22 protein-coding genes are annotated in these 22,749 nt (G+C 72.1%); 19 read left to right on the top strand and 3 right to left on the bottom strand.

Features of this window, described 5'->3' with window-relative positions; all coding sequences use genetic code 11:
* Positions 1–195 precede the first annotated feature (195 nt).
* From ACFVDM_RS14925 to ACFVDM_RS14860, 14 genes are all read left to right on the top strand, one after another.
* Complete coding sequence (locus ACFVDM_RS14925; RefSeq protein ID WP_383638424.1) at positions 196–1,191, top strand: ABC transporter ATP-binding protein; 996 nt, start codon at positions 196–198, stop codon at positions 1,189–1,191.
* On the top strand, positions 1,188–2,048 hold the full coding sequence (locus ACFVDM_RS14920; protein WP_383638421.1) for an MlaE family ABC transporter permease: 861 nt from the start codon (positions 1,188–1,190) through the stop codon (positions 2,046–2,048). Before ACFVDM_RS14925 ends, ACFVDM_RS14920 begins: the two co-directional genes overlap by 4 nt.
* A gap of 3 nt (positions 2,049–2,051) precedes the next feature.
* The gene (locus ACFVDM_RS14915) at positions 2,052–2,855 is read left to right on the top strand and encodes an MlaE family ABC transporter permease (protein ID WP_383638418.1); all 804 of its coding nucleotides are present in this window, start codon (positions 2,052–2,054) and stop codon (positions 2,853–2,855) included.
* Positions 2,855–4,162, top strand: a complete 1,308-nt coding sequence (locus ACFVDM_RS14910) for an MCE family protein (protein WP_383638416.1) — start codon at positions 2,855–2,857, stop codon at positions 4,160–4,162. The genes ACFVDM_RS14915 and ACFVDM_RS14910 overlap by 1 nt, the downstream gene beginning before the upstream one ends.
* On the top strand, positions 4,159–5,193 hold the full coding sequence (locus ACFVDM_RS14905) for an MCE family protein (protein ID WP_383638413.1): 1,035 nt from the start codon (positions 4,159–4,161) through the stop codon (positions 5,191–5,193). The genes ACFVDM_RS14910 and ACFVDM_RS14905 overlap by 4 nt, the downstream gene beginning before the upstream one ends.
* On the top strand, positions 5,190–6,209 hold the full coding sequence (locus ACFVDM_RS14900) for an MCE family protein (protein ID WP_383638410.1): 1,020 nt from the start codon (positions 5,190–5,192) through the stop codon (positions 6,207–6,209). The genes ACFVDM_RS14905 and ACFVDM_RS14900 overlap by 4 nt, the downstream gene beginning before the upstream one ends.
* 1 nt (position 6,210) lies before the next feature.
* Positions 6,211–7,323: an MCE family protein gene (locus ACFVDM_RS14895; protein ID WP_383638407.1), complete on the top strand. Its 1,113-nt coding sequence runs from the start codon at positions 6,211–6,213 to the stop codon at positions 7,321–7,323.
* A complete protein-coding gene (locus ACFVDM_RS14890; protein WP_383638404.1) occupies positions 7,320–8,477 on the top strand; it encodes an MCE family protein in 1,158 nt (385 codons plus the stop codon). The genes ACFVDM_RS14895 and ACFVDM_RS14890 overlap by 4 nt, the downstream gene beginning before the upstream one ends.
* Positions 8,474–9,733 (top strand): MCE family protein, encoded by a 1,260-nt coding sequence (locus ACFVDM_RS14885; RefSeq protein WP_383638401.1) that lies wholly within the window; start codon positions 8,474–8,476, stop codon positions 9,731–9,733. Before ACFVDM_RS14890 ends, ACFVDM_RS14885 begins: the two co-directional genes overlap by 4 nt.
* Positions 9,730–10,251, top strand: a complete 522-nt coding sequence (locus ACFVDM_RS14880; protein WP_383638398.1) for a hypothetical protein — start codon at positions 9,730–9,732, stop codon at positions 10,249–10,251. Before ACFVDM_RS14885 ends, ACFVDM_RS14880 begins: the two co-directional genes overlap by 4 nt.
* Entirely contained in the window at positions 10,248–10,979 is a 732-nt protein-coding gene (locus tag ACFVDM_RS14875) for a hypothetical protein (protein ID WP_383638395.1), read from the top strand. Before ACFVDM_RS14880 ends, ACFVDM_RS14875 begins: the two co-directional genes overlap by 4 nt.
* A 70-nt stretch (positions 10,980–11,049) precedes the next feature.
* A complete protein-coding gene (locus ACFVDM_RS14870; RefSeq protein WP_383638392.1) occupies positions 11,050–11,580 on the top strand; it encodes a nuclear transport factor 2 family protein in 531 nt (176 codons plus the stop codon).
* A gap of 50 nt (positions 11,581–11,630) precedes the next feature.
* Entirely contained in the window at positions 11,631–12,413 is a 783-nt protein-coding gene (locus ACFVDM_RS14865; RefSeq protein WP_383638389.1) for a hypothetical protein, read from the top strand.
* 22 nt (positions 12,414–12,435) lie between these two features.
* A complete protein-coding gene (locus ACFVDM_RS14860) occupies positions 12,436–13,695 on the top strand; it encodes a lytic murein transglycosylase (RefSeq protein ID WP_383638386.1) in 1,260 nt (419 codons plus the stop codon).
* A gap of 21 nt (positions 13,696–13,716) precedes the next feature.
* On the opposite strand, the gene ACFVDM_RS14855 is transcribed toward ACFVDM_RS14860, so the two are convergent.
* On the bottom strand, positions 13,717–14,775 hold the full coding sequence (locus ACFVDM_RS14855; RefSeq protein WP_383638383.1) for an ATP-dependent DNA ligase: 1,059 nt from the start codon (positions 14,773–14,775) through the stop codon (positions 13,717–13,719).
* Positions 14,776–14,872: 97 nt separating this feature from the next.
* Here ACFVDM_RS14855 and ligD point away from each other — a divergent pair, with 97 nt between their 5' ends.
* From ligD to ACFVDM_RS14840, 3 genes are all read left to right on the top strand, one after another.
* Positions 14,873–15,898: a non-homologous end-joining DNA ligase gene (gene ligD, locus ACFVDM_RS14850; RefSeq protein ID WP_383639153.1), complete on the top strand. Its 1,026-nt coding sequence runs from the start codon at positions 14,873–14,875 to the stop codon at positions 15,896–15,898.
* Positions 15,895–16,998 carry an ABC transporter permease gene (locus ACFVDM_RS14845; protein WP_383638380.1) on the top strand — a complete coding sequence of 368 codons (1,104 nt, stop codon included), beginning with the start codon at positions 15,895–15,897 and terminating at the stop codon, positions 16,996–16,998. Before ligD ends, ACFVDM_RS14845 begins: the two co-directional genes overlap by 4 nt.
* A gap of 146 nt (positions 16,999–17,144) precedes the next feature.
* Positions 17,145–18,155 (top strand): multicopper oxidase domain-containing protein, encoded by a 1,011-nt coding sequence (locus tag ACFVDM_RS14840; RefSeq protein ID WP_383638378.1) that lies wholly within the window; start codon positions 17,145–17,147, stop codon positions 18,153–18,155.
* Positions 18,156–18,165: 10 nt separating this feature from the next.
* Here ACFVDM_RS14840 and ACFVDM_RS14835 read toward each other — a convergent pair whose 3' ends face one another.
* Together ACFVDM_RS14835 and ACFVDM_RS14830 are read right to left on the bottom strand one after the other, a co-directional pair.
* Complete coding sequence (locus ACFVDM_RS14835; RefSeq protein ID WP_383638375.1) at positions 18,166–20,337, bottom strand: DEAD/DEAH box helicase; 2,172 nt, start codon at positions 20,335–20,337, stop codon at positions 18,166–18,168.
* A 107-nt stretch (positions 20,338–20,444) separates the two neighbouring features.
* On the bottom strand, positions 20,445–21,227 hold the full coding sequence (locus ACFVDM_RS14830) for an IclR family transcriptional regulator (RefSeq protein WP_383638372.1): 783 nt from the start codon (positions 21,225–21,227) through the stop codon (positions 20,445–20,447).
* A gap of 198 nt (positions 21,228–21,425) precedes the next feature.
* On the opposite strand from ACFVDM_RS14830, the gene ACFVDM_RS14825 reads away from it, so the two are divergent.
* Together ACFVDM_RS14825 and ACFVDM_RS14820 are read left to right on the top strand one after the other, a co-directional pair.
* Positions 21,426–21,533 carry a putative leader peptide gene (locus tag ACFVDM_RS14825; RefSeq protein ID WP_383638369.1) on the top strand — a complete coding sequence of 36 codons (108 nt, stop codon included), beginning with the start codon at positions 21,426–21,428 and terminating at the stop codon, positions 21,531–21,533.
* Positions 21,534–21,724: 191 nt separating this feature from the next.
* Complete coding sequence (locus ACFVDM_RS14820) at positions 21,725–22,747, top strand: ABC transporter substrate-binding protein (RefSeq protein ID WP_383638366.1); 1,023 nt, start codon at positions 21,725–21,727, stop codon at positions 22,745–22,747.
* Positions 22,748–22,749: the final 2 nt, after the last annotated feature.

Below are 22,749 nucleotides of genomic sequence, written 5' to 3'. Positions count from 1 at the left end.
GGGGTTCCGGCCTGCACCGACGGACGGGAGTGCGCAGTGCTTCACAAGATCGGGAACGGAATTTGTCATCCGATGACAAACGGGCCGGATCTTTGCGAATGGGCTGTTCAAGGGCTTGTCCTGGCGGTGTCGGTGAACTTAACGTGCGCCCCTCGGTGCACTTCTGTCACTTCGTGAGCGCATGCAGGAGGTGGGATGGGAATCGAAGTAGTGGTCGAAGGCCTCACCAAGTCTTTCGGCAAGCAGAACATCTGGCAGGACGTGTCGCTCACGCTTCCCGCAGGCGAGGTCAGTGTCATGCTCGGGCCCTCGGGCACGGGAAAGACCGTCTTCCTCAAATCCATCATCGGCCTGCTCAAACCCGAACAGGGCCGTGTTCTCGTCAACGGCGTCGACATGGTGAACGGTGCCGAACGGGACATCATGGAAGCGCGCAAACTCTTCGGGCTGATGTTCCAGGACGGTGCCCTTTTCGGGTCGATGTCGCTTTTCGACAACATCGCGTTCCCGCTCCGGGAGCACACCCGCAAGAAGGAGTCCGAGATCCGCCGCATCGTCATGGAGCGGATCGACGTCGTGGGTCTGCTCGGTGCGGAGAACAAGCTGCCGGGCGAGATATCCGGCGGTATGCGCAAGCGCGCCGGCCTCGCCCGCGCCCTGGTGCTGGACCCGCAGATCATCCTCTGCGACGAACCGGACTCCGGCCTCGACCCGGTCCGCACCGCGTACATCTCCCAGCTCCTGGTCGACCTCAACGCGCAGATCGACGCGACGATGCTCATCGTCACCCACAACCTGGACATCGCCTCCACGGTCCCGGACAACATGGGCATGCTCTTCCGCCGCAACCTGGTGACCTTCGGGCCGCGCGAGGTGCTGCTGACCAGCGACCTGCCCGTCGTCTCGCAGTTCCTCGCCGGACGCTGCGAGGGACCCATCGGGATGTCCGAGGAGAAGGACGCCGCCACCCTCGCCGCCGAGGAGCGCAACGGCTACGGCCAGGGCATCAGCTCGGCCAACGCCCCGCGCACCGTCGTCCCCCAGCTGGAGCCCTCCGCCGGACTGCCGGTGCGCCAGGGCGCCCTGCGCCGCCGGGAGCGGGTCATGGCGATGCTCGGGCAGCTGCCGGAGGCGGCCCGTACCGCCATCCTCAACAGCTACAGCCCGGCCGCCGGCGGTGGGCGCCCATGACGGCCCCGATGCCGCTCCTGCCCCCGGGGCAGCCGGCCGACCAACCGTCCGCGCCGGCGGAGAAGGCCGCCCCCGCGGCCCCGCGTCCCAGCAAGGCCCTCGCCCCGCTGCGCCAGACCGGGCAGCTGTTCGCTCTCGCCGGGACCGTCTGCCGCGACACCTTCCGACGGCCGTTCCAGGTACGGGAGTTCATCGAGCAGTTCTGGTTCGTCGCGAGCGTCACCATCCTGCCCGCCGCCCTCGTCTCCATCCCCTTCGGCGCGGTCATCGCCCTCCAGGTCGGCTCGCTCACCCAGCAGCTCGGCGCCCAGTCCTTCACCGGCGGCGCCAGCGTCCTCGCCGTCATCCAGCAGGCCAGCCCGATCATCGTGGCGCTGCTGGTGTCCGGCGCGGCCGGCTCCGCGATCTGCGCCGACCTCGGCTCGCGCAAGATCCGCGAGGAACTGGACGCGATGGAGGTCATGGGCGTCTCGCCCGTCCAGCGCCTCGTCGTCCCCCGCGTCCTGGCCACCATGCTCGTGGCCGTCCTGCTCAACGGACTCGTCTCCGTCGTCGGCACCCTCGGCGGCTACTTCTTCAACGTGATCATGCAGCACGGCACGCCGGGCGCGTACCTCTCCAGCTTCTCCGCCCTCGCCCAGCTGCCCGACCTCTACGTCAGCGAGATCAAGGCGCTGATCTTCGGCTTCATCGCCGGGATCGTCGCCGCCTACCGCGGTCTCAACCCGCGCGGCGGCCCGAAGGGGGTCGGGGACGCGGTCAACCAGTCCGTCGTCATCACCTTCATGCTGCTGTTCTTCGTGAACATGGTCCTCACGGCGATCTACCTCCAGATCGTCCCCGCGAAGGGGAGCTGACCCATGTCGATGCTCGGCTGGCTGGACCGCTCCGGCGACCAGCTCACCTTCTACGTACGGGCCCTGCTCTGGATCCCGCGCACCCTGCGCCGCTACCTCAAGGAGGTGCAGCGGCTGCTGGCCGAGGTCGCCTTCGGCAGCGGCGGGCTCGGCGTCGTCGGCGGCACCATCGGCGTCATGATCGCGATGACGCTGGCCACCGGCACCGTCGTCGGCCTCCAGGGGTACGCCGCCCTCAACCAGATCGGCACCGCCGCCTTCACCGGCTTCATCTCCGCGTACTTCAACACCCGCGAGATCGCCCCGCTCGTCGCCGGTCTCGCGCTCTCCGCGACCGTCGGCGCCGGCTTCACCGCCCAGCTCGGCGCCATGCGGATCAACGAGGAGGTCGACGGCCTGGAGTCCATGGGCGTGCGCTCCATGCCCTACCTCGTCACCACCCGCATCATCGCCGGGGTCGTCGCCATCATCCCGCTCTACGCGATCGGGCTGCTCTCCTCGTACGTCGCCTCCCGCTACGTCACCGTCCTGTTCAACGGCCAGTCCGCGGGCACGTACGACCACTACTTCAATCTCTTCCTCTCCCCGCAGGACGTCCTGCTGTCGGTGCTCAAGGTGCTCATCTTCTCCGTGATGGTGATCCTCGCGCACTGCTACTACGGCTACCACGCCAGCGGCGGGCCCGCCGGGGTGGGCGTGGCCGTGGGCCGCTCGGTGCGCAACGCCATCGTGCTGATCAGCGTCACCGACTTCTTCCTCTCCCTCGCCATCTGGGGCGCCACGACGACCGTGAAGGTGGCCGGCTGATGAGTAACCGGACCACGCGGACCGCGGGCCGCAGAACCGCCGGGATCGCCTTCTTCCTCGTCCCCGCCGTGCTGATCTGGGTCTCGGTCGCCGTCTACGACAAGAAGTTCACCGACGACGCGACCGTCACCGTCCGCGCCTCCAGCGTCGGCAACGAGATGCACGACAACGCCGACGTGAAACTGCGCGGCGTCGTCATCGGCCAGGTCCGCCGGATCGAGGCCGACGGCGACGGAGCCCGCCTCACCCTCGCGATCCAGCCCGACAAGCTCGACCGCGTCCCCGCCGACGTCACCGCCCAGATGCTGCCCACCACGCTCTTCGGCGAACGCTTCGTGGCGCTCGTCCCGCCCGCCGTCCCCTCCACGAAGACGCTGCGGGCCGGGGACGTCATCCCGCAGGACCGCTCCAGCAACGCCCTGGAACTGGAGCAGGTCCTCGACAACGTGCTGCCGCTGCTGACCGCCGTCAAGCCGGAGAAGCTCTCCGCCACCCTCAACGCCGTCTCCGAGGCGCTGAAGGGCCGCGGCGACAAGCTCGGCGACACGCTCACCACCCTCGACGCCCACCTCAAGAAGTTCAACCCCCAGCTCCCCACGCTCAACGAGGACATCAAGCAGCTCGTGAAGGTGAGCACGCTCTACGCGGACGCCGCACCCGACGTCCTGGACGCCCTCACCGACTTCACCACCACGAGCGGCACCCTCGCCGAGCAGGAGGCACAACTGGCCGACGTCTACGGCTCCACCACCGCCTCCGCCCGGGACTTCACCGCCTTCCTCCAGAAGAACAAGGACAACCTCATCCGGCTCGCCGCCTCCGGCAGGCCGACGCTGGAGACGCTGGCGAAGTACTCCTCCGAATTCCCCTGCACCCTGCGCACCGTCGTCGGCTTCGTCCCGGCCATGGACAAGGCGCTCGGCAAGGGAACGAACGAACCGGGCCTGCACGTCACGCTCAAGACCGTGCCCTCCAAGGGGAAGTACGTGGCCGGACGGGACACCCCCGTCTACAACGCCTCCGGCGGACCGCGCTGCTACTCCGTCCCCTACGTCGGTGACACCGTCCCCACCGCCGACGCCCGGACCTCCGCCGAACTGCGCACCTCCGGCGCGGACACCGAAGCGGCCCCGGAGGAAGTGCCCGCCGCGAACCCCTCGCTCGGCATGCCCAACTCCCCGCAGGAGAGCCGGCTCGTCAACGAGCTCGTCGCTCCCTCCCTGAACGTCCGGCCGCAGGCCCTGCCCGAGTGGAGCAGCGTGCTCATCGGACCGGCCTTCCGCGGTGTGGAGGTGAATCTCAAGTGAAGCGCCGCTCCCTCGCGGGACCGCTCGCGAAATCCCTCGTGTTCGTCGTGGTCACGGTGCTGGCCACCACGGTGCTCGGCCTGTCCATCGCCAACACCGGGGTCGGCGACACCCGTTCGTACCGGGCCCGGTTCACCGACGCCACCGGTCTCATCGTCGGCGACAGCGTCCGCATCGCCGGCGTCAAGGTCGGCCAGGTGAAGTCCGTCAGGATCGCCGACCGGCGGGTCGCCGAGGTGTCCTTCACGGTCCAGAAGGGCCGCAGTCTGCCCGCCTCGGTCACCGCGTCGATCAAGTACCTCAACATGGTCGGCCAGCGCTACATCGACCTCGGCCGGGGCACGGGCCCCGTCGGCGAGAGCTTCGCCCCGGGCGCCACCATCCCGCTCTCCCGCACCACCCCGGCCCTGGACCTCACCCAGCTCTTCAACGGCTTCCAGCCGCTCTTCGAAGGGCTCTCCCCGCCCGACGTCAACCAGCTGGCCGGCTCCATCGTCCAGGTGCTCCAGGGCGAGGGCGGCACCGTCGACAGCATTCTTCAGCACGTCGGCTCGCTGACCGGCACAGTCGCCGCCAAGGACAAGGTGATCGGTGAGGTGATCAAGAACCTCAACACGGTCCTGAAGACCGTCAACGACCGCGAGGCGGGCTTCGACGACCTCGTCGACACGCTCCAGGAACTCGTCACCGGCTTCGCCGGCGACCGCAAGCCGCTCGGCCAGGCCGTCACCGCGATGGGCGCCCTCACCACCGTCACCGCCGACCTCTTCCAGGACGGACGGGCCCCGCTCAAGAAGGACATCAAGGAGCTCGGCCGGCTCTCCGAGAACCTGGCCGACAACCAGCCCCAGATCGAGAACTTCCTGACCAGGACCCCGCAGAAGATGGCGGCGATCACCCGCCTCACCTCGTACGGCTCCTGGCTCAACCTCTACCTCTGCGAGGCCAAGGTCAGCGGTGTGACGACCAGCGACGGCAGCACCCCGCCCACCGGCATCGAGATCACCGATCCGGCGAGGTGCACCTCATGAGAATCAAGCCGCTGCGCCACCGCAACCCCGTCGCCGTCGGCGTCGTCGGACTGCTCGTGCTCGCCCTCCTCGGCTACGGCGCCTACCGCGCCGACTCGCTGCCCTTCATCGGCGGCGGCACCACCTACACCGCCGACTTCACCGAGTCCGCCGGACTCGACGAGGGCGACGAGGTCCGCATCGCCGGGGTGAAGGTCGGCAAGGTCACCGGGGTGTCCCTGGACGGCGCCAAGGTGAAGGTCACCTTCGAGGTGAAGGACGCCTGGATCGGGAACGCCAGCACCGTCGGCATCGCCATCAAGACGCTCCTGGGCGACAAGTACCTCGCCGTCGACCCGCTCGGCGAGTCCCCGCAGGACCCGGACGAGCGCATCACGGCGAGCCGCACCACCTCCCCGTACGACGTCACCCAGGCCTTCAACGGACTGGGCGAGACCATCGGGGAGATCGACACCGAACAGCTCGCCAAGAGCTTCGAGACGATCTCCGCCACCTTCAAGGACTCCCCGCCCGACGTGAAGAGCGCCGCCCAGGGACTGTCCGCCCTGTCGAAGACCGTCTCCGAACGCGACGCCCAGCTCGCCACCCTGCTCAAGGGCAGCAAGCAGCTCACCAAGACCCTCGACAGCAAGAAGAGCGGCTTCGAGACCCTGCTCAAGGACGGCAACCTCCTCCTCGGGGAGATCCAGGCCCGCCGCGACTCCATCCATCTGCTGCTCACCGGCACCCGCGATCTGGGCACCCAGCTCACCGGGCTCGTCGCCGACAACAACAAGCAGCTGAAGCCCACCCTCAAGGCGCTCGGCCGGGTCACCGCCGTCCTGAACAAGAACCGCAAGAGCCTGGACAAGGTGCTCTCGCTGGCCGGCTCGTACAACCGGCTGGTCGGCAACACCCTCGGCAACGGGCGCTGGTTCGACAACTACGTCTGCGGCGTCGTCCCGAAGAACTACCTGCCCGCGGACACCCCGCCCGCCACCGGCTGCATGCCTCCCAAGCAGGAAGGCGGGAGCTGAGATGAGACTCACCCGCGTCATCGGGATCGGCGCCGGCCTCGCCGTCGTGGCCGTCGCGGCCACCACCGGGGTCATGGCCCTGGACGAGGAGGGCACCACCACCGTCACGGCCTACTTCGACCGGGCCACGGGCATCTACGCCGGATCCGACCTGCGGATCCTCGGCGTCAAGGTCGGCTCCGTCGAGTCGGTCAAGCCCCGGGGCAAGGAGGTCAGGGTCGTCCTCCGCCTCGACAAGGGCGTCCAGGTCCCCCGGGACGCCCACGCCGTCGTCGTCGCCCCCAGCCTCGTCGCCGACCGGTACGTCCAGCTCACCCCCGTCTACACCGGGGGAGCGGTCCTCGCCGACGGGGCCGAACTGCCCGCCGCGAACAACGCCACCCCCATCGAGGTGGACCAGCTCTACGAGTCCATCACCGAACTCTCCACTGCGCTCGGCCCCGACGGGGCGAACGCCCAGGGGGCCTTCGCCGGACTCCTGGACACCGGGGCGAAGAACCTCAAGGGCAACGGCAAGGACATCGGCGACTCCATCGAGCAGTTCGGCAAGGCCACCAAGACGCTCGACAAGAGCAGCGGCAACCTCTTCGACACGCTCGCCTACCTCCAGTCCTTCACCACCATGCTCAAGGACAACGACGGCAATGTGCGCGCCGCCGAGGACCAGCTGAACACCGTCACCGGCTTCCTCGCCGACGACAAGCAGAACCTGGGCGCCGCCCTCAAGGAACTCGGCACCGCGCTCGCCCAGGTCAAGACCTTCATCAAGGACAACCGGGGCGAGCTGAAGAAGAACGTGGACGCCCTCGTGCCGATCACCCAGACCCTGGTCGACCAGCGCGCCTCGCTCGCCGAGTCGATGGACGTCCTGCCGCTCGCCGCGGGCAACGTCCTCAACGCCTACGACCCGGCGAACCGCACGCTCAACGGCAGGACCGACCTCAACGAGCTCAGCATGGGCCGGCTCCCCGTCCTCCAGGGGCTCGAACCCGTGGACGCGGCACGCCAGGAGGACCTGCCCGTCCTGCCGCTGCCCGCCGTCGGAATGGTCTACGGCACACCGAAGGACGCCGCGGGCAAGAGCGGCGACGACACGAAGGGGGCCACCCGATGAACCGGACCCCGCGCCGGCCCCGGGCCCTGCCGGGGATCACCCTGGTCACCCTCGGCCTGAGCTGCACCCTGCTCCTCACCGGCTGCGGCGCGCCCAGCTTCACCGGCATCGAGGACATCCCGCTGCCCGGCGGCGCCGACCTCGGCGACCATCCGTACGAGATCACCGCCGACTTCGCGGACGTGCTCAGCCTCGCCCCGCAGTCCTCGGTGAAGGTCAACGACGTCGCCGTCGGCCGCGTCACCAAGATCTCCCTCGCCCCGGGCACCTGGCAGGCCCGGGTCACCATGAAGGTCAACGGGAAGATCAAGCTCCCGGCCAACGCCTACGCCCACCTGGAGCAGTCCAGCCTCCTCGGCGAGAAGTACGTCCAGCTCTCGCCCCCCGCCAAGGGCACCGCCGTCGGCACCCTGGCCTCCGGCGACCGCATCCCGCTCGCCCGCACCAACCGCAACCCCGAGGTGGAGGAGGTGTTCGGCGCCCTGTCCATGCTCCTCAACGGCGGCGGCGTCCAGCAGCTCAAGACCATCACCACCGAGCTGAACAAGGCCCTGACCGGGCGGGAACCCCAGGTCAAGTCCATGCTCCACCAGGTCGACACGCTGGTCACCAACCTCGACGACCACCGCGGCGACATCACCGCCGCCCTCGACGGCGTCAACCGCCTCGCCACCACGCTCGCCACCCGCAAACAGGACGTCGGCACGGTCCTCACCAAGCTCAGCCCCGGCATGAAGGTCCTGGAGAAGCAGCGCGGCTCCCTGATGACCATGCTCCGCTCGCTCGACACCCTCTCCGGCGTCGCCGTCACCACCATCAACAAGTCCAAGGCGGACACCATCGCCGACCTGAAGGCCATCGCCCCCACCCTGCGGGCCCTGGCCGACTCCGGCAAGGATCTGCCCGACTCCCTCCAGGTGCTGCTCACCTACCCGTTCACGGACGAGGTGCTGCGCGGCGTGAAGGGCGACTACCTCAACGTGTACCTGGACCTCACCGCCGTACCGGGCACCCAGATCATCCCCGCCTACGAGCCGGACCCGGAGACCCCGGCCGGGGCGAAGACCACGGCGGCCGGTGCCGGCCTGCCGCTGCCGCTGCCCGCCACCACGGCTCCCACCACGTCCTCGGCCCCGGACGGGAGCACCCGATGATCACCCTCGCCATCCGGCTGAAGAACCTCGCCTTCCTGATCATCGCCGTGCTGGTGCTCGGCTTCCTCGGCATCCGCTACGCCGACCTCGGCCACTACGTCGGCATGCGCGACTACTACACCGTCAAGCTGCAACTCCCGCGCACCGGAGGCCTGTTCACCCACTCCAACGTCACCTACCGGGGCGTCTCCGTGGGCCGGGTCGGCCCCATCGAACTCACCGACGACGGAGTCGAGGCCGAACTGCGCATCGACAAGTCGGCACCGGACATCCCCGACGACCTCAAGGCAGTCGTCGCCAGCCTCTCCGCCGTCGGCGAGCAGTACGTCGACCTGCGGCCGGCCCGCAACGAGGGCCCCTACCTCGCGAACGGGTCGGTCATCGAACAGGCCGAGACCACCGTCCCCGCCCCGGTGACCAACGTCCTCACCAGCGTCAACGACCTCGCCTCCTCCGTCGACCTGGAATCCCTGCGCACCGTCGTCGACGAGTTCGGCACCGCCTTCACCGGCCGGGGCGACGACCTCCAGGTCCTCCTGGACACCGGAAGCGACTTCGTCCAGGCGGCCGACGACGCCCTCCCCGTCAACACCAGGCTCATGGAGGACGGCGAGAAGGTGCTGCGCACCCAGGTCGAACAGGGCCAGGCCCTCAAGGGCTTCGCCTCCGGGGCCAAGGAACTCGCCGAGCAGCTCAAGGGCTCCGACACCGATCTGCGCAAGCTCATCGCCGTCACCCCCGACGCCACCGGCCAGATCAGCGGGCTGCTGCGCGATCTCGACCCGGCCTTCGGCGTGGTCGTCGCCAACCTCCTCACCACCTCGGACGTCGCCGTCACCCGGCAGCGCGGACTGGAGGAACTGCTCGTGAAGCTCCCCGCCGTCGTGGCGGCCGGCGCCAGCGCCGTCGACGAGGACGGAGCCCGGTTCGGCATGTCGATCACCTTCTTCGAACCGCTGCCCTGCACCTCCGGCTACGGCGGTACGACCTACCGCAACGGCCTCGACACCTCACCGGGCCCCGCCGTCAACACCAAGGCCCGCTGCGCCTCCTCGCCCGGCACCGGCATCAACGTCCGGGGCAGTGCCAACGCCCCCAAGGGCGGACCGCTGCCCGCACCGGCCAGGCCCGGCACCCTGCCGCTGCCCGGCGACAGCGACCGGCTGCCCGGCGCGCTCGGGGTGACGGCGGACTCCGGCACCCCGGTCGACGGCATGGCCGGACTCCTGGGCCTCGGCACGGGGAGCGGCGCATGAGGGCCGGCGGACGCGCGCTCGGCGGCTGGGCGGTGCTGCTCGTCGCGGCCCTGGTCTGCGGCCTCGGCGGCTGGTCGTACGCCCGCGCCCGGGGCGACGACGATCTGGCGTACGCCAAGAGCCGGGACGCCGCGCTCGCGGACGGCAGGGCGGGACTGGCCCGGCTCAACAGCCTGGACGGCAAGGACGCGGCGAGCGTCGACGCCGGACTCGCCTCCTGGCTGGACTCCTCCACCGGGCCGTTCCACGACCAGCTCGCCCGCACCCGCGCCAAGGACGCCGCCGAGCTGAAGAAGTCCGGCACCACGGCCCGGGGCAAGGTCACCGACGCGGCGCTCACCGAGGTCGACGCGCGCAGCGGCACGGCCCTGATGATCGCCACCGTCGACATCGAGGTCACCCCGCGCGGCGGGAAGCCCGCCACCGAACGCAAACGCTTCGAGGCCACCCTGGCCCGGACCGGCGACGGCTGGAAGGTCAAGGCGCTCACGGCACTCGGCATAGGGAGCGGCGCATGAGCCACAGGAGCGGAACCACGACGGACCTGGCGAAGGCATCGCCGGAGGAGCCCGTCGACGCCCCGGAAGCCGTCGACACGGAGCGGGATCAGGCCGGCGCCGACGGCCCGGACACATCCGAGGTCCCGGAGTCCTCCGACTCCTCCGATGCCGCAGACGTCTCCGAGGCCTCCGAAGTCCCGGACGCCTCCGACGCCTCCGGTGACGACGACGCCGGGGCCCGTCCCCGGCGTCGCTGGACGCGCCCCGTCGGCGCGCTGCTGGCGGTCGTCCTGCTCGCGGCCGGTGCCGTTTTCTACGTCGCGGGACGACAACTGCGCGACACCCCCGCCACGGACAACCTCGCCCTGACCGACAGCGCGGCCACCACCCAGGTCGCCGGCGAGGTCACCAACGCCCTCGGCAAGGTCTTCTCGTACGGCCCCGGCGAGACCGCCGCCACCAAGGAGTCCGCCCAGCGCTATCTGGCCGGCAAGGCGCTCCAGCAGTACGCGGCGCTCTTCGGACAGGTCGAGAAGCAGTCCGCCGACCAGAAGCTCACCCTCACCACCCATGTCGTGCGCGCCGGTGTCACCCGGCTCACCCGCGACAGCGCCCATCTGCTGGTCTTCCTCGACCAGGTCTACGAGCGCAAGGACAAGCCCGCCTCCCGCGCGGCGGCCCAGCTCTCCGTGACCGCCCAGCTCAGGGAAGGGCACTGGACGATCGTCGCGATCGACCCCCGATGACGGACGGGCGCCCTCCGGGGCACGTCAGCACAGACGCACAGTACGGAACGGCCGGCAGGAAGAGGCAGTGATGGCACGGGCACGGATGACGAGGAACCCGCTGACGGCGACGGCGATCGTGCTGACGCTGGCGGCGGCCTGCGCCGCGGGGTGGGGCGGAGTGTCCTGGTACCAGGCGGAGCACGACGACTCCGCCGCGTACGCGCGGGCCCGCGACGAGGCGCTGGCCGCCGGCGAGCAGGCCGTGCAGAACATGAACACGCTCGACCACGCCCGGGTCGACCAGGGGCTCGACGTCTGGGAGGACTCCACCACCGGCGACCTGCACCAGCAACTGGTGGACGGACGCGACGGGTTCGTGAAGCAGATCCAGGAGGCGAAGACGGTCAGCACCGCCAAGGTGCTCTCCGGCGCGGTCACCGAACTCGACGAACGGGCCGGCAAGGCGGGCGTCATGGTGGCCCTGCGCGTCACCGTGACCGCCCCCAAGGGCAAGCCCGCGGTGAAGGAGAGCCGGATGCTGGGGCAGCTCACCCGCACCCCCGACGGGTGGAAGCTCAGCGCCCTCGGCCAGGCACCCGTCGGCAACACCGCCGGCTAGCGGCCGCCGGCACCCCCGCCCGCCACCCCGCACCGAGAGGACCCCCGGACATGTCGACGACCCGTCACCTCGTCAACCGGCAGCGCCGTCTGGCCACCGTCGCCGCCGACCGCGCCGCCGTACCCACCGCCCCGCACCGCCCCGCCGACCCCGGCACCGAGACCGGGGCCGCCACCGACGAAACCTTTGCCGACGCACCGGTCGACCCGGACGCGGCCGACGGCGACGACGAACCCGGGAAGCCCGCTGAGCCCGACGGGAAGGAAGCCGGGGAGAAGGAGATCCGGGAGAAGAGAACCGGACCCGCCCGGCTCTCCCGGCTGCGCGTCACGCTGCCCGCCGTGCTCTGCGCCGCCACCGTGCTCCTCGGGGCCTTCGCCGCCTGGGCGTTCACCGAGTCCGGCAGTCTGCGGGACGATCCGAGCCGGCAGAACACCGCGCTCACCGACATCAGCCGCACCAGCGAGGTGAAGGGCCAGATCACCGAGGCCGTCGGGGCCGTGTTCTCGTACGACTACGCCTCACCGGCCAAGTCCGAGGCGGCGGTGAAGAAGTACCTGACGGGCAAGGCGGTCGGGCAGCACACCGACATGCTCGCCGCCGTCCGGGCCCAGGCGCCCAAGCAGAAGCTGGTCCTCACCACGACCGTCACCGAGAGCGGCGTGGAACTCCTCGACGGCGACCGGGCCCGGCTCCTCGTCTTCGCGGACCAGCGCAACACCCGTACGGGCACGTCGGAGGAGACCACGTACGCGGCGGCCATGTTCGCCGTGGACGCCGTTCGCCGGGGAGGCACCTGGCGGATATCCGCCATCGATACGTTCACCCGGTGACCCGGGGGAGAGGAGAGCACGCATGAGGTTCAACGGCACCATGCGCCGCGGACTCGGCGGCACCGCGGCCGCCGTCGCCGCGATGGCGGCGCTCACCGCGTCCCAGGCACCGGGCACCGCCGCCCACGAGGACACGGCGCGGCGGCAGAACACCGGGACGGACGAGGTCCGCTGGTCCGAGGTCCCCAACGACGACTCGTACCACACCGAACTCCCGCCCCTGAAGAGCCCCGAGCCGCCGAAACCGGGGGCCGGGCAGAACAAGGCCGCCGTCCAGTCGTGGGCCCAGGCGGGCATCCCGTCCACGGTGCTCGCCGCCTACCGGGACGCGGAGAGCCGGCTGCGGCGCGACGACCCCGGCTGCCGGCTGCCCTGGCAGCTGCTGGCCGCCATCGGCAAGGTCGAGTCCGGGCACGCGGCGGGCGGCCGGGTCGACGTCCGGGGGACCACCCTCACCCCGATCCTGGGTCCGGTGCTCAACGGCGTGGGCTTCGCCAACATCCCGGACACCGACGGCGGCGCGTACGACGGGGACAAGACGTACGACCGGGCGGTCGGCCCCATGCAGTTCATCCCCTCGACCTGGGCGCACTGGGCGAGGGACGGGAACGGCGACGGGATCAGCGACCCGAGCAACGTCTACGACGCCTCGCTCGCCGCGGGGGCCTACCTCTGCGCGGGCGGCCGTGATCTCGCGGTCTCCGCCGACCTCGACCGGGCGGTCCTGAGCTACAACCACTCGGACACCTATCTGCGGACCGTGCTGTCCTGGCTGGAGTTCTACCGCGGCGGTGTCCATGCGGTGCCGGACGGCAAGGGCGTCGTACCGAAGAGTCCGGGGGCCGGCGGCCCCACCGAGCCCGAGCACGCGGTGGGCGGCCCCGGCACCGAACCGGCCCAGAGCGGCGGGGGCGGCGGCATCCAGGTCGGCCCGCAGCCCGGCCACTCCACGCGCCCGACCACCCCCGGCACCGTCGACCCGGGCACCGGCCCCTCGCCCGGCACCGAGTCCCCGGAGCCGGGCAACCCCACCGGCCCCGGCACCCCCGACCCCACGGACCCGGGCACCCCGGACCCCACCGACCCCGGAACCCCCGATCCCACCGACCCCGGCACCACGCCCGACCCGGGCACCACCCCCGATCCCGGCACGACGCCCGACCCGGGGGAGACCGGCTGCCCGTCACCCGATCCGACGGACACCACCGGAACGGCCCCCGACCCGTCGGCCGATCCCACCGGAAGCACGGAGCCCTGCCCGACGGAGACGCCCGCTGCCTGAGGACGCGCCGGGCCGCCGTGCTCAGCCCGAGAGCACCGCGGCCAGGTCGTACCGCACCACCTCTTCCAACTGCGCGTAGGTGCAGCTGGAAGGGGTGCGGTCCGGGCGCCAGCGGCGGAACTGGGCGGTGTGCCGGAAGCGGTCGCCCTCCATGTGGTCGTACGCGACCTCGCAGACCCGCTCCGGACGCACCGCCACCCACGTCATGTCCTTCTTCCCGGACCAGCGGCTCGGGGCGCCCGGCATCCGGGAGTGCTCGTGCGCCTCGGCGTCCGCCCACGCGCCCCAGGGGTGGTCGGCCGCGTCCGTCACCAGCGGCTCCAGTTCGGTGACCAGCTCCGCGCGCCGTTTCATCGGGAAGGCGGCGCAGACGCCCACGTGCTGGAGGACGCCCGCGTCGTCGTACAGGCCGAGCAGCAGCGAGCCCACGACCGGGCCGCTCTTGTGGAAGCGGTAGCCGGCCACGACGACATCGGCGGTCCGTTCGTGCTTGATCTTGTACATCGCCCGGGTGTCCGGGCGGTAGGGGAGATCCAGCGGTTTGGCCACCACGCCGTCGAGCCCCGCCCCCTCGTACCGTTCGAACCACTCCCGGGCCACCTCCGGATCCGTGGTCGCCGGGGCGAGGTGCACCGGGGGGCCGGACGCCGCGAGGGCGGCCTCCAGCACCGTGCGCCGCTCCGACTGGCGCATCCCCATCAACGAGTCGTCGCCGAGCGCCAGCAGATCGAAGGCGACCAGACTCGCCGGAGTCCGCTCGGCCAGCAGCCGCACCCGGGAGTCCGCCGGATGGATGCGCTCGCTCAGCCGGTCGAAGTCCAGCCGTCCCTCGTGCGCGACGACGATCTCACCGTCCACGACGCACCGGGGCGGAAGGTGGTCACGGACCGCGGTGACCAGCTCGGGGAAGTAGCGGGTGAGCGGTTTGCCGGTCCGGCTGCCGATCACGACCTCGTCGCCGTCCCGGTGCACGATCGCCCGGAAGCCGTCCCACTTCGCCTCGTACTGCATACCCGGCGGGATCTTCTTCACGGCCTTGGCGAGCATCGGCTTCACGGGCGGCATCACCGGCAGGTCCATGCCCCGATTGTGGACCGTACGGCCACCTGAGTCCTCCGATATGCGGCATATGTGTGCCCGGCCTAGCGTGGCCGACATGGCAGCAGCGGGCAGAGCGGTGGAGCTGGACGCGGCCGGGCGGGCGGTCCGGCTGTCCAACCCGGACAAGGTCTACTTTCCGGCGAAGGGATACACGAAGCGGGACGTGGCGGAGTACTTCCTCGCCGTCGGCCCGGGAATCCTGCGGGCTCTGCGCAACCGGCCCACCACCCTCCAGCGCTTCGTGGACGGCGTCGAGGGCGAGTTCTTCTACCAGAAGCGCGCCCCGAAGAACCTCCCCGACTGGATCCCCACCGCCGAGATCGCCTTCCCCAGCGGGCGCACCGCCCACGAGATCTGCCCGACCGAGGTGGCCGCCGTCCTCTGGGCGGCCAATCTGGGCACGCTCACTTTCCACCCCTGGCCGGTCCGGGCCGACGACACCGACCACCCCGACGAACTGCGCATCGACCTCGACCCGCAGCCCGGCACCGACTACGCCGACGCCGTCGCGGCCGCCCACGAACTGCGCTCCGTGCTGGAGGACCACGGGCTGCGCGGCTGGCCCAAGACCTCCGGTGGACGCGGCATCCACGTCTTCGTGCCCATCGAGGCCCGCTGGACGTTCACCGAGGTCCGCCGCGCGACCATCGCCGCCGGGCGCGCCCTGGAGCGCCGAATGCCCGACCGGGTGACCACCGCCTGGTGGAAGGAGGAGCGGGGCGAGCGGATCTTCGTCGACTTCAACCAGACGGCCCGGGACCGCACGATCGCCTCGGCGTACTCCGTGCGCCCCCGCCCCCACGCCCCGGTCTCGGCCCCGCTGAGCTGGGACGAGATCGACGATGTCGAGCCCCGCGACTTCGACATCCGCACGATGTCGGCGCGGTACGCGGAACGGGGCGATGTGCACGCGGACATGGAGGGGGAGGCGTTCCGGCTGGACGCGCTGCTGGAGCTGGCCGACCGCGACGCGAAGGACCGGGGGCTGGGCGACATGCCCTATCCGCCGGAGTACCCCAAGATGCCGGGCGAGCCGAAGCGGGTGCAGCCCAGCCGGGCCCGCCACGACGAGGACGAGGGCACCGGGGACGCGGGCGCATGAGCGGTCCGGAGCCGGGGGCGGACGCGCGGCACGGCCAGGAGAGCGCCGGCCCCCACGGTGCGCACGGCCGGACGCCGGACGCCCGCCAGCGGTGGGCCTCCTTCAAGGCGTCCCCGTACTTCCCGGCGACGGTCCTGCTGTTCATCCTCGCGGCCGCCGCCGGGCTGTTCGCCGGCTCCTACACGTACGCGATGGCCAACCCCACCCCGCACCGCATTCCCACCGCCGTGGTCACCGATCCGGAGACCGACCGGGGCCGGGAGTTCGTCGCCGGGATGGACAAGGCGCTCGACGCCTCGCTCGTCATCCATGTCTTCGCGACGCCCGAGGCGGCGCGCGAGGCGCTGGAGGAGCAGGAGGTCTTCGCGATCGTGCGGTCCGGTCCGGCCGGGGTCTCGCTCCAGGTGGCCGGGGCCTCCGGCGCGGCCGTCGCCCAACTGCTCGCGGAATCGGCGGTCAAGGTCGGGGGCACGCTGGGACTGCCGGTCGCGGTGACGGACGTCAAACCGCTCCAGAAGGGCGACCCGCGCGGGCTCGCGCTCTTCTACATCTCGCTCGCCGCCGTGATCGTGGGCTTCGTCGGCTCCATCCAGCTCAGCGTGCACGCCCGCGGGCTCCTCCCCGGGGAGCGCATCGCGTTCGCCATCGCCTACTCGATGCTCGGCGCCTTCGCGATCGCGGCGGTGGTGGACTGGCTGCTGGGCGCGGTCGATCTGCCGTTCGCCGAGTCCTGGGCGATCCTCGCCTTCACCATGTTCACCTCCGGCATGGTCTTCACCATGTTCAACACCCTGCTGGGCCGCTGGGCGATGCTTCCGACCTGGGGCGTCATGGTGCTGCTGGGCAACCCCTCCTCGGGCGGTGCGGTGTCCTGGCCGCTGCTGCCCTCGCTGCTCGGGCACATCGGCCGCTGGCTGCCCCCGGGCGCCTCCGTCAACGCCCAGCACACCGCCGTCTACTACCAGGGCCACCAGCGGCTCTTCCCGTTCCTGGTGCTCGCGGGCTGGTGCCTGGCCTCCTGCACCGTCTTCTGGGTGTGGCGCCACCGCCACCCCGGGGGCCGCGACCGCGAACCCGAGCACGCGGCCCCGGCAGGCTGATCCCCGACGACCGTTTCGCGACTCGCCCATGTCCGTTCCGGACGGAAACGGACAGATTCCTTACGGTGGGTGAGCAATGTGCCCCGGGCTGTTCACGGCCCGTCGCGGAACCCCGGGCGTGCCCGCCCGGCAGTGGGGAGTTCGACATGGACCGTAGAAGCTTCAGCCGGCGGATGCTCATGGGCGGCGGCGCGGCCGCGGCGGCCGGGGTGACGTCGCTGGCCCTCCCCCGGACGGAGGCGGCCGCCCGGCCGCACCCGCCCCGGCGGGCGGGCGCAGGCGGAGCGGTCCGGCGGCTGCGGATGTACGTGGAGCAACTGCCCGACGGCCGGATGGGCTACGGGCTGGAGAAGGGGAAGGCGACCGTACCGGGGCCCCTCATCGAGATCGTGGAGGGCGACACCCTGCACATCGAGTTCGTGAACACCCTGGACGTCCCCGCCGGGCTGCACGCCCACGGCGTCGACTACGACACCACGAGCGACGGCACCCGGATGAACCGGAGCACCGTCGAACCGGGCGCCACCCGCACCTACACCTGGCGCACCCACACCCCCGGCCGCCACCACGACGGCAGCTGGCGGTCCGGCAGCGCCGGCTACTGGCACTACCACGACCACGCCGTCGGCTCGGACCACGGCACCGGCGGCATCCGCAAGGGGCTCTACGGCCCGCTCGTCGTCCGCCGCCGGGGCGACCTCCTGCCCGACCGCACCATCGCCATCGTCTTCAACGACATGTCGATCAACAACACCCCGGCCGGCCGCACCCCGGACTTCGACGCCACCCTCGGCGAACGCCTCGAAGTCGTCATGATCACGCACGGCGACTTCTACCACACCTTCCATCTGCACGGTCACCGCTGGGCCGACAACCGCACCGGCATGCTCACCGGCCCCGACGACCCCAGCCGCGTCGTCGACACCAAGATCGTCGGACCGGCCGACTCCTTCGGCTTCCAGGTGATCGCGGGCGAACACGTGGGCCCCGGCGCCTGGATGTACCACTGCCATGTGCAGAGCCACGCCGACCGGGGGATGGGCGGCATGCTGTTCGTGAGGAACCCGGACGGGACGATGCCCGGCCACGAGACGCAGACCGCCCCCGCGCCACCGTCCCCCGAAGCGTCCGCCTCCCCCTCGGGGCACGGGCACTGAGCCCCTCGGGTCAGCCGGCCCCGAGGCGCCGCTGCTCCTCCTCCACGATGCGGCGGGCCAGCGAGGCGTCCGAGACGTCCACCGCGTCCGGCGTCGTCTCGGCGACATCGCTGCGCCGCGCGTAGGCGTCGAACAGCCGCTCCTTGCGGGCCAGGATGTCCAGCATCCGCTGGTCGACGCTCTCCGTCGCGAGCAGCCGGTGCACCTGGACCGTCCGTATCTGGCCCATCCGGTGCACCCGGGCCACCGCCTGGTGCTCCGTCGTCGGCTTGAGCTGCGGCTCGCAGAGGATCACCACCGACGCGGCCTGCATGTTCAGCCCGACGCCGCCGGCCTGGATCTGGCTCAGCAGCACCGCGTGCCCGCGCGCGTCGGCGAAACCGTCGATCAGCCGCTGCCGCCGCCCCGCCTCGACGCTGCCGGTCAGCGGACCGAACACCCCGTCGCCCAGCGCCTCGCGCACGGTGTCCAGCACCTCGCGGAAGTACGAGAACACCACGACCTTCGCCCCGTTCTCCGCGGCCTCCGCGACCAGCTCGCGCAGCCGCTGGAGCTTGGCGGAGCTCTCCGGACGGGCGTAGGCCGCCCGCCGCATTCCCATGAAGTGCCCGGCCTCGACCGCCGCGCGGTAGGCCGCCCGGTCCGCCTCGCTGAACTCCTCCCACTCGTCCACCTGGACCAGCGCCGGGAGTTCGGTGAGCACGTCCTGCTGGTTGCGGCGCAGATAGGCCGGGGCGACGGCGCGGCGGAACGCCTGGGAGCCGGCCGCGCCGTGCGTCGGGGTGACCGCCGGGGCCAGCTCGGGCCGCAACTGGCGGACCAGGCTGCGGAACTCCTCCACCCGGTTCTCCATCGGCGTACCGGTCAGGAACAGCACGTGCTCGGTCCGCCGCGACCAGCCGGCCACCGCCCGGGACCGCCGGGTCTCCGGATTCTTCACGTAGTGCGCCTCGTCGACGACGAGCATCCCGGGCCGCACCCCGCCCGGCTCCAGGGTGTGCAGCCCGTCGAAGGTGGTCAGCGCCACTCCGCCGGACACCCGCCACTCCGCGAACGCCGCCGCGCGCTCCGGCCCGTGCACCGGCAGGGCCCGCAGCGTGGAACGGGCCCGGACCTCCCGCGCCCAGTTGATCAGCACGCTCGCCGGACACACCACCAGGAAGTGCGTCTCCCCGCGCGCCGCCAGATGCGCGAGCGCGGCGATCGCCTGCACGGTCTTGCCGAGCCCCATCTCGTCGCCGAGGATCACCCGCTTCTGCGCCAGCGCGAAACGGGCGCCGAACGACTGGTAACCGCGCAGCGACACCCGCAGCCGGGCATCGTCCAGCCGCAGCCCCCGCACCCGGTCCGCCATGCCCGACGGCAGGAAGCCCTCGGCCGCGTCCCGGTCCGGCCCGGTGCCCGACAGCTCCGCCAGCAGGCTGTAGTACTCCGCCGACCGCAGCTCGAAGTCCACCCACGCGGCGACCGGCGACTCCGGGTCCCGCAGCAGATCGACGGAGACCTGACCGAACAGCAGCGGCAGCTCGCGCTCCCGCGCGTCCGCCACCGCGTCCCGCACCGAGGCCACGGCCTGCAGGGCGCCGGCCCGCACCCGCCGCCGGGCGAAGACCAGCCGCAGCCGCCCCCGCGCCGGAGCGGCGGCCGCCAGCAGCGGGCCGAGCCGGTCGGAGAGCCGGCGCGCCCCGTCCACCGCCCGCCGTACGTCCGGTCCCGCCGCCACCAGCCGGTACACGGCGGTGACCAGGGCCGTCGTGGCGTCGTCCGGAGCGTCCACGTCTATCCGCAGGGCGACGGTGTCCCGGACCGCGTGCGCGATCCGGGCCGCGGCCGCCAGCGTCTGGTCGGCGGTCTGCGCACCGACCCCGGGGATCTGGCGGAGCTCGTAGCGACTGGCCGCGTACACCTGGCCGACCGTCGTGAAACCGGCCTGCTCGACCGCGCCGATCCGCAGCCGGCCCTCCGTGACGTCCTTCAGCCGGGACACCGGGATGGCGGCCAGATCCTGCCGCACCAGCGCGTCCAGCAGCGGATCGAGAGCCGTGCGCACGGCCACGACCGCACGCTCGTGGTCCGCCAGCACCGCACGCGCCGCCGCGAGGAGTCCGTCGGCCCGCGTCAGCAGCTCCCGGGCCGCCCGCCCGGTCGGTGCCCCGCTGTCCGTGGACCCGCCCTCAGCCATGTACGTCCTTACCGTCCCCGCACCTCGTGCCGCCGCCCTGTGCCGGGCGACCGCCCGGAGCGCACATATCGTCCCATGCGGCACGGGCCGGGGCGGCGGAGGCCCGGTCAGCCGGCGGGCGGCCGGCGCTCGCCCGGGGGCAGCAGCAGCACCTCCAGGGCGCGGGCGCAGGACCTGGCCCGCGCCAGGAACCAGTCCCGGCGCGCCTCGGTGATCACCGACGGGGTGGCCCGTACGGCCAGGGCGAAGCGGGCGTACCCGGCACCGTCCAGCACCGGCACCGCCAGCGTCCGCACCCCGTACGCGGACTCCCCGTCGTTGACCGCGTGGGCCGCCGCCCGGACCCGGGCCAACTCGGCCTCCAGTGCGGCGGGTTCGACGATCGTGCGGTCGGTGAACGCGGGCAGCGGAGGCAGCGAGGCGGGTCCGCCCTCGCCCGGCCGCGCCCACGCCAGCAGGACCTTGCCCAGCGCGGTCGAGTGCAGCGGCCGGCGCAGCCCGACCTTCGGCGTCACCGAACCGCCCGCGACGATCACCGCGTGCGGACCGCTGCGCAGAGCCAGATCGGCGGTGGCCCCGGTGCGCCCGGCGAGATCGGCCAGCTCGGGCGCGGCCAGATGCAGACCCCGCTGGTGGTACGAGAGCCGGCCCAGCTCCGTCACGGCCGGACCGAGCCGGTAGCGGGAGGTCCGGGCGTCCTGTTCCAGGAAGCCGGCGCCGAGCAGGGTGCGGGCCAGCCGGTGCGCGGTCGACGCCGAGAGCGAGAGCCGGCGCGCCAGGTCCGACGCGCTCAGATCCGGGCCGTTGTCGTGGAAGCAGTGCAGGACGTCCAGGGCCCGCCGGACCGCCTGCGCCCCGGCGGGCGCGCGCTCTGCCGCGGCCTCGGTCATACGTCACTCTCCGCTCGCGTTCAGGGGGTGGGAAGGTCTCGACCGTGCCATATGGCGGCAGCCGCACCGGGCCGAAACCCCCTGGTGAAACACTGTGTTCACGCCCGGTCCCACATCGTGGGAAGCGAGTTGTGGGCGTGCGCGCCGCCGTGGCAGGCTGCAGCCCGTCACCACCGACGAGCAGAAGGGAGCAGTGCCATGGGCCACCGGTCCGCCTCACCCGCCCGCACCGCTCCGCTCCTCCTCGCCCTCACGCTGCGCCGTCACATCGACCTGGCCCGCGTGTCCAGCGCCGCCTGTCGCTGACCCTTCCCGCACCGCCCCCCGGCCGGTCCCGTCGCCTTCCGCGCCCCGCCGTACGCACCCGCACCCCCGTCTCCGCACCGGAGCGCCGCACCGCGCGCTCCCCGAGGCGACGGTCCGCCGCGCCCGTACGCCGTAGCGCGCCCCGCCGTGCCCGCCGCCGTCCCCGCCCCGCCGAACTCCCGGGAGGACCCATGCCGTCCGCCGCCCTGCCCGACACCCTCTGGTTCACCCGCTGTCCCGTACCCACCGCCACCGGCATCGCTGCCGACCGGCGGTGGCTCACCGAGGAGTTCGCCGCCGACGGCATCTCCGTACGCTCGCTCCAGGACGCCGCCCCCGGCGCCGACCGTGCCGCGCACTTCACCCACGCGCTGCCCGGCCTCTTCCGGGAGGGCGGCAACGTGCCCGCGCTGTGGGCCCGTTCACGCGGGGAGCGCACCCGGCTGATCGGCCTCACCTGGATCGAGGAACGGCAGACCGTCCTGGTCGCGCCCGGCTCCGGAATCCGGGGCGCCGAGGCGCTGCGCGGACGCCGGCTCGCCGTGCCCCGCCACACCCTCGCCATCGACTTCTGGCGCGCCATGGCGCTGCGCGGATTCGAGGGCGCGCTCGCCTCGGCCGGACTCACCCCGGAGGACGCCGTCCTCGTCGACGTGCCCGCCGACGGCCGCCCCGGCCAGTGGGCGGCCGAACTGGAGGCGTTGCGGCGCGGCGACGTCGACGCCGTGTACGTGAAGGGGGCACTGGCCGTCGAGGCGGCCCGCCGGGCCGGGGCCGAGGTCGCCGTGGAACTCGACGCGCTGCCCGACCGCCTCCACCGCGTCAACAACGGAACCCCGCGCCCCATCACCGTCCACCAGCGGCTCCTGGACGAACACCCCGGCCTGGTCGACCGCTTCCTGGCCGTCCTTCTGAAGGCTGCCGACTGGGCGGCGGGACAGCCCGGCGAGGTCGCCCGGATCCTCGGCGCCGAGACCGGGGCCGGCGCCGACGGAGTCGCCGGCGCCTACCGGCCCGGCACCCATCTGACCCTCCACCCCGATCTGTCCGCCGACCGCCTCGCCCTGCTCACCGCGCAGGAGGCCGGGCTGCGCGCCCACGGCTTCCTGCCCGAGCCCGTCGACGTCGCCGCCTGGGCCGACCACGGACCCCTGCACCGCGCGGCCGGGCTCGCCCGCGCCGCCACCGCCCCACGAGACCAGAGGACCCCCTGAAT

It is taken from the genome of Streptomyces sp. NPDC057682, from assembly GCF_042799575.1.
GTDB lineage: Bacteria > Actinomycetota > Actinomycetes > Streptomycetales > Streptomycetaceae > Streptomyces.
Note: the sequence above shows the minus strand (reverse complement) of the source record. Positions and strands in the feature narration are given on the sequence as shown.